Below are 7376 nucleotides of genomic sequence, written 5' to 3'. Positions count from 1 at the left end.
GGGAGTAATATTAGCGTTCCCTGTTGCCGATTCCCGATTCCCGATTCCCGATTCCCTGTTGCCGATTCCCGATTCCCGATTCCCGATTCCCGATTCCCGATTCCCGATTCCCGATTCCCGATTCCCGATTCCCGATTCCCAATTCTAAATTCTAAATTCTAAATTCTAAATTCTAAATTCTAAATTCCCGACTCCCTTAACCAATTAACCAATCCACAATTTTCCATGACTAATGACAATAACTTGATTTACTCCTACCCACCTCTAAAAGCTGGAACTTTACTCAAACGCTACAAACGCTTTCTTGCAGATATTGAACTGCCATCAGGGGAAATTATTACTGCTCACTGCGCCAATACTGGCCCAATGATCGGAGTTTCAACCATTGGCTCTCCTGTACAAGTGTCCCATAGTGATAACCCAAAGCGGAAGTTACCATACACTTGGGAAATGATTCAGGTCAAGGACAATGAACCCACTTGGGTAGGGGTTAATACGGCTTTACCTAATCGAGTGATTAAGTTAGCGTTGGAACAAAAACTGATTCCCGAATTAGCGGACAGCTACAGCGAAATTCGCCCTGAGGTGCGTTACGGAAAAGAACGGAAAAGCCGCGTGGATTTTTTACTGACTGGCTCAGAGCGCCCGATTTATTTAGAAGTGAAAAGTGCTACCTTAGCTGAAGAGAATCGTGCTTTATTCCCTGATACAGTTACTACTCGTGGACAAAAACATCTGCAAGAACTAATGGCACTACTTCCTGAAGCACGAGCCGTGATGCTTTATTTTATTAATCGTGCTGATTGTTTGCACTTTTCTCCTGGTGATAAGTATGACCAAGACTATGGTAAACTCTTAAGAGAAGCAGTTAGTAATGGTTTGGAAGTGTTGCCTTGTCGCTTTGAAATTACCCCGTCAGGAGTTCGCTATTTGGGGTTAGCAACCTTTGAGTGTTGAGGGTGTTAGTAGGTTATATATAATTGGTCTTTGAGTTGTTAATAAAATCCCTTAAGTAAAGGCAAGAGGCAAGAGGCAAGAGGCAAGAGTTAATTAACTATAGAGGGATTTTAGGTAGCGATGCAGTCTATCCCCATGAGCGACTGCATCAAGACACTGGATTTGATCTAATCTTTAATCAAATCCAACCTTAGCAAACTACGCCACTATTAAGCCTTCTGAGTAATCTTCTCTTATCCCAAATAGCTAAAGTCTAGCATCCATAACCTGAACTATAGCGTTTGTATTTGAGATGTAAACTTGTATGGTCTTGTTTTATTGGACAATAAAAGTGAGGATCTCTTTCCCCTCTTGCCTCTTGCCTCTTGCCTCTTGCCTCTTGGCCTTTGGGAGTATGTTCACAACCCAGATACAAACGCTATAGTATTAGTGATTCTTAATGGTAAAAACCTGCTTAAAGACAAAAACGCGATTAAAGTTAACGGGAAACTTTTTAATCACAAAAGGACTCTTCTTAGGCACAAAGCGCTTAGGTATTGTGAACTTAAATTTAAAGTCAAAGTCATCGTCATCAAATTTAAACTCAAAGTCATGATCATCCCGTTCATCATCGCGGTCATCATCAACTTTGCCCTTGCCAAAGTCTTTAGATCTGCCTTGGCTTCCTGCAATCTCCTTGAGTTCATCCTCTGACAAATTTGCGATGAACTCCAAATCAGTGGTTAGATACTTATCCATGGGAAAAATCTCCTGTTCAAAAAAGTGAGTTATTGGGATTACCTAATTAGGTAACCTTGTAAAATCTTCGACAGGATTAATCTATCTAAATAAATTCTTTCTGTCTTGCCATTTTGGCTTCTTGTTAGTTGTGGGATTCCATTAAAAAGGATTTAATTCAAATGGCACTTAGTTAAGGCTGAAACCAAAGCCCAGAGGGGCAAAGGGGATTTTTATAGAGAGTACAGAGGTCTTTACCTTTGGCAGTGACCAAGGGCAAGGTTAGTGGTAACTCTCGTTATCTCCAAGGTTTTGAGCAGACCGCTAATTTACTCACCGTCTTCAAAATTTCTCGCTTCCAGGAAGGTTCGGTGATGGATTTCTTTGAGCGAAGGTCACGCTACGGGAGCAAACTCTTATGGCTCAATCGGGTGATTTAACCCAACCTCCTATCCTCATCCGGTCTCTCCACACTTGAATCCTAACGTTATTAGACAAAAATCTGGCGTAAGGGAAGCCATGCCGGAGAGGGAAGCCATGCCGGAGGCTGATCGCTTAATATACTCTCAGCTCTAGAACTGGGAAATGGCAGATGTTTTCGCAAAGTCAAAGAAAAGGGATATGATAATATTTTTACCGAAGGCATGTATTGTAACCTTACTTTTGTCGATGTTTTCCATCCTCCGACTTTAGTCGAAGGTTTTGGATTACTTTTTCAATTACCTCCGACTCAAGTCGGAGGCTTATTATTGTATCGGATATCCTCAAGAGATTTGATACAATAATAAGCGGCTTTCGCCAGTGGAGGACATTCAGTCCGAAAATAAACCCATCGACTGAAGTCGATGGAGTCGTTGAGTTAATTTAAATCGGAGTTTGAGATATGTACCTACAAGAAGAGCAACAAAAAACTTACCAATAAAATGGTTTTTTGCTGTTAGATAATCTTTTTGATAAAGCTCAGATTAAAGCGATAACAGCTAAATTATCAACTGTTTATTGGAAAAATACACCAGGAACAGTTTTAGAAGAAGATCAAGCGACAGTAAGAGGTATCCACGAAGATCCAACTGAAAATGGCTTGTTGGATAAGATATCAAAAAACGCTCTAATTGTTGAGCCAGCCATGCAACTTCTTGGCAGCCAAGTCTACATACATCAATTAAAAATTAACTTCAAAGCTGCCTTTAGTGGTGATCTATGGCCGTGGCATCAAGATTATATCTTTTGGCAAAAAGAAGATGGAATGCCAACACCACGAGCGGTAAATGTTGTTATTTTTCTAGAAGAAGTAAACGAATTCAATGGACCGCTTTGTCTTATTCCTGGTTCCCATCAAGAAGGAGTAATTAGCTCTCTCAACCAAATTGAGCAAGATTATGCTGCTTCAGAAGACTCCAAATGGATATCGAGTTTTCAGTCCAACCTTAAATACACTACCCCAGAACAAACCATTATAAAGCTAGTAGAAAAATATGGAATAGAAGCGCCCAAAGGTAAACCGGGAACTGTGTTATTTTTTCATCCTAATTGCGTTCATGGCTCAGCTAATAATATTTCTCCATTTTCGAGAAAAATTGCAATTATAACCTATAATAGTATTGACAATATTCCGATTGCCGTAGACAATCCGCGTCCTGACTTCTTAGTTGGTCGAGACTATAGAGCAATCAAACCTTTACCAGACCAAGCCTTAATCCTATAAACCATTGAAACAAAGAGTGGGAGCAGAACAAATTAGATTGTTTGAGCAGCGTTAATCTAATGCCTAATTTTGGAGTTGAGAAAGGAATAAACAGGATGACAACAAATAAACACATTGCCCTATGGACTTGCCCGAGAAGTCGTTCAACACTGATGACGAGAGCTTTTGAACAGTTAGATGGTTGTCTAATTTTTGATGAACCATTTTATGCTCCGTACCTGTTGAAACATGGTTTCAATCATCCTCATCGTCAAGAAATTATTGAATCCACTGAAAGCAACTATGAGAAGGTAATTCAACAAATTACTGGAAGTTTACCCAATAGTGCATCTTTTTCATTCCAAAAACACATTGCAAAACATGCTCTCCCGGAATTTTCCAGAGACTGGCTTAAATCTCTTCATAACGTTTTTTTGATTAGAGACCCTAAAGAGATCGTTTTATCTTGGTACAAAGTTTTGGGGAACGTAACGTTCCATGATATCGGCATAGCAGACCTTTACACTATATTTCAAGACGTTAAAGCATTGACAGGAAACTCCCCGCTGGTTATTGACTCAACGGAGTTTGTCAGAAATCCCAAAGATATTCTGAAAAGGTTATGCGCAAACTTGGAGGTAACATTTTCTGAAAAAATGCTGAGTTGGGAACCTGAACTAAAAGACTCAAACTTATCATTGTCATCCTTTGCCCCAAGTTGGTATTCCACAGTGAGGAATTCTAGCGGTTTTCTTCCTTATGAGGAAAAAGCGATCAATATACCTGATGACCTAATACCTATAGTGGAAGATTGTCTGCCGTTTTATGAGAAATTATATCAAGAGGTATAATTTGGCCAATTTAACTAGCTCTAACACTATCTGACAATAACGTGGATGTAGATTTAGGATAAGTATAAATGAAGGACACCATCGACAATATATGTTTTAGCTTCTGGAACTCTGCGGTTCTCAGAGCGGCGATAAAACTTGGAATATTTCCTTTACTGGAACAACCTATTTCTGCCCTAGAAGTCTCCGATCACCTCAAAGCTAATCCTGGTTTTGTCCAAGCTTTTCTTGAATCCTGTGCTGGATTAGGTCTGCTGGAAAAAGAAGAGGGTAATTTTAAAAACTCTCAAGTCGCTTCTAAATTTTTAATACCAAACAAGCCAGAGTATCAAGGTGATTACATAGTCCATATTACCAATTTCTGGTACACTTGGGGCAATCTAGACCAGCTCATCCGTGAAGGCAGACCAGATTTTCCCTTTGAGAATGGTTTTGTTGATGCTGCTACCTATTGGACAAGCTATATCAAAGGTCGGCATAACCTAGCTATGGCAGGACAAGGAGCAGTGCTGGCTGAATATACTAACCTGAACAATAGGCGTAAAATGCTGGATTTAGGGGGAGGCTCTGGAAGCTACAGCATTGCTCTTTGTAATGCTAATCCTAATTTAACAGCTGTAGTTGTCGATCTCAAAGAACCTTTAGAAATCGCCCTCAGCCTCTTGAAGCAATACAATCTCCAAGAGCGAATTACCCTATGTCCGGCGGATTTTCATACCACTGAGTTTGATCAGGACTATGATGTTGTTCTGCTTTCTGCAGTCTTGCGTCATATATCTCCGGAGCAATGTCTGAGGCTATTGTCCAAAGCTTACGATGCTCTATTGCCAGGTGGATTGCTGATCGTGCAGGAGTTTATAAATCCAGAAGATAATCCTAAGCAGTCATTGCGCAGTACAATGATGGAACTGTACTTAATGATTGGCTTTCATTCCGAATCGGGCAATCGCTCTAAAGAAGAAATTGCCCTATGGCTCGAAAAGACAGGATTTAAAAATATTAAGGTTATTCCTTTGCCTACACAAACAACTCTCATCCTTGGGGAAAAGCCCTAATATCAAGTCTGCTTGAATACCCATAATTAAGGAGAGGGTGGGACCCACCCCTAACCCCTCCCAGGAGGGGAATGTGGGGAGATGGGGAGATAGGGAGCGGTGCGACCCGTGGCGAATTTAATTCGCCTACGGAAAGCGCACCGAGGGAGATTTTTATTATTAAGGGTAATTATTCTGAGATGATATAAAACTCCTATTTCTGGCAAATAAGGCTGTTTAGTAGGGATTGAAACAGGCAAGATGCCTGTTCCACGCCTGATGCCTGTTCCACCAATCAGATGCACCCTATGTCTTTCCCCCTCTCTCAGTCTCCCATGCTACAATCGCCTCAGTTAAACCTTCTAAAGTATATTCAACTGCTTCTACATCTACTCTGCCTAACAACTGGCGACAGCTTTCGGATGTTTGGGGACCAATGGAAGCGATACAGACATTGTCTAAAAGGGAATGGAGAGTTTTTGAGGGTGCAGATTGTTCGCTGTCGGCATTAGAGTGGGGTAGGTTAGTTTCCGTTGAAGAGTTAAAGGCTTGCTTGAGAAGTTTGTAAAAATTCTTGACGGTTTTAGAACTAGCAAACGTAACAATATCTATTGCTCTCTGTTGCCAAGCATCTAAAATAGCAGGAGCCATGTAATCTGGACAACGAGATTCATAGGCAGCAACTTCTACCACTTGAGCACCTTTTTCGGTTAGTTCTTTTACTAACACCTCTCGCCCACCGGTTTCGACTCGGGGGAAAAGCACTTGTTTGTTAGTTAAAGACTCTGGAAAATGTTCTACCAAAGAATCAGCTACAAAGTTTGGTGGGATAAATTCCGGTTGTAAATTGTGTTGTTTCAGACTCGCAGCAGTTTTCTTACCCACCACAGCAATCTTAATCCCGACTAAAGCACGGGCATCTTTACCATTATCCAGTAATCGTTTAAAAAAGTAATCCACCCCATTGCTAGAGGTGAGAATCAACCAATCGAAGTTAGCGAGATTAGCGATCGCATAATCTAATCCAGCCCAACTGGAAGGAGGAGTAATCACCAAGGTGGGCATTTCGATAATAGTCGCTCCTTCTTGTTCCAGGAGCTGGTTAAATTTCTGGGATTGACTAGCGGAACGGGTAACTAAGACGGTTTTTCCAGTAAGCGGCTTAGTAGTTTCAGTTGCCGGTTGATGCTTGTCTTGACAACCTTGACTGTTCAACTCGTCTTGCAACTGGTCTTGATCAGGTAATCCCATAAATGCCCTTAACCCCACTACTTCACCAACTACAATTACCACAGGTGAGAGGGAGATACCAAGGGTTTGGTTTACAATAGTGCTTAAAGTACCCAGCCAAACCTGTTGCTGGGGGCGTCCACCATTCCGAATCAGAGCAATCGGGGTCTGATGCGATCGCCCATAGTTTTGCAGTTGCTGGACAATTTCTGCTAGATGACGTCCTCCCATTAAAATCGCCAAGGTGTCAATTCTTGCTAGTGCTTCCCAATCTAGTTGCTCTGGCTGATGAGCAGTGACAACCGCAAAGCATTTGCTCAAAACTGAGTCTGTTAAAGGAATTCCCGCTAGTAAGGGAGCTGCTAGGGCTGAGGAAATGCCTGGTATCACCTCAAACTGACACTCAGCAGCAATCAATGCCTGAATTTCTGAGCTAGAGCGCCCGAAAATAAACGGGTCACCACTTTTTAGCCTTACCACTTGCTTGCCTTGTTGGCATTGGTCTACTAGTAGTTGGTTAATCGTAGCTTGGGGTGTAGAAGGGCGTCCACCCCGTTTCCCAACATCAAACAGTTGACAATCACAGGGCACCAGTTGCAATAAAAGGGAATCTACCAAAGCATCATAGACCAACACTTCAGCTTCAGTCAGTAGTTGTTGCCCCCTTACGGTTAAGTAGTTAACATCTCCTGGACCAGCACCTACGATGTAAATTTTTCCCTTTTTGTGATTAGTCATTATATAGCGGTTTGCAATTGCTGTTAGGTACAAAGTTCGGGTGCATCTCAGTTTTGCAAAAATACCAAAATCATGATATCATGATATTATTAATGATAAATAGTTTCTAATAATTACTAAAACTCATGAACTTGAGTCCGGAAGAAAAGCAAGAGCTAAAAGAAC

6 protein-coding genes and 1 pseudogene are annotated in these 7376 nt (G+C 41.3%); 5 read left to right on the top strand and 2 right to left on the bottom strand.

From position 1 onward, the window contains the following. The first annotated feature begins 225 nt into the window (after positions 1–225). A complete protein-coding gene (sfsA, locus tag F6K46_RS36990; protein WP_293066531.1) occupies positions 226–957 on the top strand; it encodes a DNA/RNA nuclease SfsA in 732 nt (243 codons plus the stop codon). Between the two features lie 426 nt (positions 958–1383). Here sfsA and F6K46_RS36985 read toward each other — a convergent pair whose 3' ends face one another. Continuing rightward, a complete protein-coding gene (locus tag F6K46_RS36985; RefSeq protein ID WP_293066529.1) occupies positions 1384–1695 on the bottom strand; it encodes a hypothetical protein in 312 nt (103 codons plus the stop codon). Positions 1696–1919: 224 nt separating this feature from the next. Here F6K46_RS36985 and F6K46_RS36980 point away from each other — a divergent pair. From F6K46_RS36980 to F6K46_RS36965, 4 genes and pseudogenes are all read left to right on the top strand, one after another. Continuing rightward, positions 1920–2114, top strand: a pseudogene (locus tag F6K46_RS36980) (hypothetical protein); the annotation flags it as partial. Positions 2115–2605: 491 nt separating this feature from the next. Then, positions 2606–3379: a phytanoyl-CoA dioxygenase family protein gene (locus tag F6K46_RS36975; protein ID WP_293066526.1), complete on the top strand. Its 774-nt coding sequence runs from the start codon at positions 2606–2608 to the stop codon at positions 3377–3379. 59 nt (positions 3380–3438) lie between these two features. Next, complete coding sequence (locus tag F6K46_RS36970) at positions 3439–4209, top strand: hypothetical protein (RefSeq protein WP_075900984.1); 771 nt, start codon at positions 3439–3441, stop codon at positions 4207–4209. A 68-nt stretch (positions 4210–4277) separates the two neighbouring features. Then, positions 4278–5264: a methyltransferase gene (locus F6K46_RS36965; RefSeq protein WP_075900986.1), complete on the top strand. Its 987-nt coding sequence runs from the start codon at positions 4278–4280 to the stop codon at positions 5262–5264. 285 nt (positions 5265–5549) lie between these two features. On the opposite strand, the gene cobA is transcribed toward F6K46_RS36965, so the two are convergent. After that, positions 5550–7211 (bottom strand): uroporphyrinogen-III C-methyltransferase, encoded by a 1662-nt coding sequence (gene cobA / locus F6K46_RS36960; protein ID WP_075900988.1) that lies wholly within the window; start codon positions 7209–7211, stop codon positions 5550–5552. Between the last annotated feature and the right edge of the window lie 165 nt (positions 7212–7376).

Origin of the sequence: Moorena sp. SIO3E8 (assembly GCF_010692445.1) — a bacterium.
Taxonomy (GTDB): domain Bacteria; phylum Cyanobacteriota; class Cyanobacteriia; order Cyanobacteriales; family Coleofasciculaceae; genus Moorena; species Moorena bouillonii.
Note: the sequence above shows the minus strand (reverse complement) of the source record. Positions and strands in the feature narration are given on the sequence as shown.

What these genes read in the sequence shown, in the direction of transcription:
- F6K46_RS36985 (WP_293066529.1), bottom strand. Translation starts at nt 1,695, where the DNA reads ATGGATAAGTATCTAACCACTGATTTGGAGTTCATCGCAAATTTGTCA.
- F6K46_RS36970 (WP_075900984.1), top strand. Translation starts at nt 3,439, where the DNA reads ATGCCTAATTTTGGAGTTGAGAAAGGAATAAACAGGATGACAACAAAT.
- sfsA (WP_293066531.1), top strand. Translation starts at nt 226, where the DNA reads ATGACTAATGACAATAACTTGATTTACTCCTACCCACCTCTAAAAGCT.
- cobA (WP_075900988.1), bottom strand. Translation starts at nt 7,211, where the DNA reads ATGACTAATCACAAAAAGGGAAAAATTTACATCGTAGGTGCTGGTCCA.
- F6K46_RS36965 (WP_075900986.1), top strand. Translation starts at nt 4,278, where the DNA reads ATGAAGGACACCATCGACAATATATGTTTTAGCTTCTGGAACTCTGCG.